This window comes from Pseudomonas sp. P7779 (assembly GCF_013386315.1).
Lineage (GTDB): Bacteria > Pseudomonadota > Gammaproteobacteria > Pseudomonadales > Pseudomonadaceae > Aquipseudomonas.
In genome coordinates, this window is record NZ_JACARZ010000147.1 from 1 (window position 1) to 2,387 (window position 2,387).

Annotated in this window: 2 protein-coding genes; one reads left to right on the forward strand and one right to left on the reverse strand. The window is 64.8% G+C overall.

Annotated features, from left to right (window positions below):
* Positions 1-124: 124 nt before the first annotated feature.
* Positions 125-988 (forward strand): alpha/beta hydrolase, encoded by an 864-nt coding sequence (locus HX869_RS29765; RefSeq protein ID WP_087693106.1) that lies wholly within the window; start codon positions 125-127, stop codon positions 986-988.
* Here the strand turns inward: HX869_RS29765 and HX869_RS29770 are convergent.
* Positions 972-2,318 (reverse strand): MATE family efflux transporter, encoded by a 1,347-nt coding sequence (locus tag HX869_RS29770; protein ID WP_177080367.1) that lies wholly within the window; start codon positions 2,316-2,318, stop codon positions 972-974. The genes HX869_RS29765 and HX869_RS29770 overlap by 17 nt on opposite strands.
* Positions 2,319-2,387 lie beyond the last annotated feature (69 nt).

Below are 2,387 nucleotides of genomic sequence, written 5' to 3' on the forward strand. Positions count from 1 at the left end.
GGGCTTGCTCGCGAAGGCGGTGTGTCAGTCAATACATGTGCAGACTGATACACCGCCTTCGCGAGCAAGCCCGCTCCCACATTTGGATCGCCGCAAGTCCTGCAGTTTTTATAGGGCCTGAATAATGTCGAAAAAACTCCTGCAAGTGTTCACCCTGGCCATCGCGACGCTGCTCGCAGCCTGCTCCCCGATCAAAGTGCTCAACGCACTCACCCCCACCAGCACCTTCACCAAAACCTCCTCCCTCGCCTACGGCGATGACCCCCGCCAGAAACTCGATATCTACCGCCCCGTCACCGCCTTGCCCGACGCGCCCGTCGTGGTGTTTTTCTATGGCGGCAGCTGGAACAGCGGCTCCAAGGATGACTACGGTTTCGTCGGCGAAGCCCTGGCCTCGCGCGGCATCGTGGTGGTGATCGCCGACTACCGGCTTTACCCGCAAGTGCGCTACCCACTGTTTTTACAGGACGGCGCCCAAGCAGTCGCGTGGGCGTATCAGCACAGTGCCGAATACGGCGGCGATCCCCGCAAGCTGTATGTGATGGGCCACAGTTCCGGTGCCTACAACGCCGCAATGCTGGCGCTGGACCCGCAGTGGCTAGCCGGGGTTGGCCTGTCGCCGTCAGTCTTCAAGGGATGGATCGGCCTCGCCGGGCCGTATGACTTTCTGCCGATTGAAAACCGCGATGTGCGCCCGGTGTTCTTCTACCCGGACTCGCCGCCCGATTCCCAACCCATCAACCACGTGAGCCAAAGCGCACCCCCCAGCCTGTTGATTGCTTCGGTGGACGACAATCTGGTCAACCCCAAGCGCAACACCGGCGGGTTGGCGAAAAAGCTGCGAGCGGCGGGTGTGCCGGTGGAGGAGTTCTACTTCACCAGGACCAGCCACGCCACATTGGTGGCGTCCATGTCCCGGCCGCTGCGTTGGCTGGCGCCCGTATTGGACCGGGTCACGGCGTTTATCACGTTCACGCCGGGCCAGTAAGCCAGCGGTCCTGCTTGTTCAGGCGCCAGGCAATTGCCCACAGCGTCAGGCTGCGCAGGGCCATGAACAGCAGGAAGGTTATCCACAATCCGTGGTTGCCAAGGCCCTGCAAGGCCCAGGCGAAGGGCAGCACAATCACCACCGTCAGCAGCATGCCGTTGCGCATTTCCCGGGCGCGGGTGGCGCCGATGAACAGGCCGTCCAGCAGGTAGCTCCACACGGCGATCAACGGCAGTACGGCGAGGTAGGGCAGGTAGATGTCGGCGGTTTCGCGCACGCTCGGGATATCGGTTTGCATGGCGATAAACAGGTGGCCGAACACGGCGAACAGGATCGCGAAGCCGATACTCGCCAGCAACGACCAACCACAGGCCACCACCAGCGAGCGGCGCAAGGCCTGGCGGTCGTGGGCGCCAATGGCGTGGCCGCACAAGGCTTCCACGGCGTGGGCCAGTCCGTCCAGAGCGTGGGCCGTCAGCAACAGACCATTGAGCAGCAGCGCATTCGCCGCCACCGTGGCATCCCCCAAGCGAGCGCCTTGCACGGTGATCATGAAAAACACCGATTGCAGGGCCAGGCTGCGGATGAAGATATCGCGGTTCACCGCCAGCAGCGGGCGCCAGCTTTGCCACAGCTTGAGCGCGGCCCAGGCGATATGGCCGGGGTAGGCGCGCAGGGCTTTTTGGGTGAGGGCCAGGCCGAGCAGGGCGCCGGTCCATTCGGCGATCACCGAGGCGCGGGCCGAGCCGACCACGCCCCAATCCAGACCCAGCACGAACCACAGGTTGAGCGCGATGTTCACGAGGTTGGTGGTCAGCAGAATCGCCAGCGGCGCGCGGGCGTTCTGGGTGCCAAGGAACCAGCCCACCAGCGCATAGCTGGCCAGCGCTGCGGGCAGGCCGAGGAGCCGGGTGTGGAAGAATTCGCGGGTCAGCTGGTTCAGTTCGGGCGAGGGCTGCATCCAGTCCAGCACCAGGCCGCTTAACGGAATGCCGATGCTGCCGAGCACTATGGCCAGGCCCAGCGCCAGCAACAGCCCCTGCAACAGAATCTGCCGCAGCGCCGCGCCATCACCACGCCCGGCGGCCTGGGCGGCAAACCCGGTGGAGCCCATGCGCAGGAAGCCCATGGCCCAGGCGAGGAAGGTGTACAGGCTGGCGCCAACGGCCACGGCGCCGAGTTGGTGGGCGTGGGGCAGGTGGCCGATGACCATGCTGTCCACCAGCGCCACCAGTGGTACGGAGATGTTCGACAAAATCATCGGCGCGGCGAGGGCCCACACGCGGCGGTGGGTAGGGCGGTCGCGCCAGTCGGTTAGCAGGGAAGTCATGCGGGCTCCTTTGGGGAGCGGTAGTGTAACTGTCCATTAGCTGCGCCGCAGGGCCAATGTGGGAGCGGG

Excerpts from the sequence above, each read along its gene's own strand:
- HX869_RS29765 (WP_087693106.1), top strand. The coding sequence starts at position 125 with ATGTCGAAAAAACTCCTGCAAGTGTTCACCCTGGCCATCGCGACGCTG.
- HX869_RS29770 (WP_177080367.1), bottom strand. The coding sequence starts at position 2,318 with ATGACTTCCCTGCTAACCGACTGGCGCGACCGCCCTACCCACCGCCGC.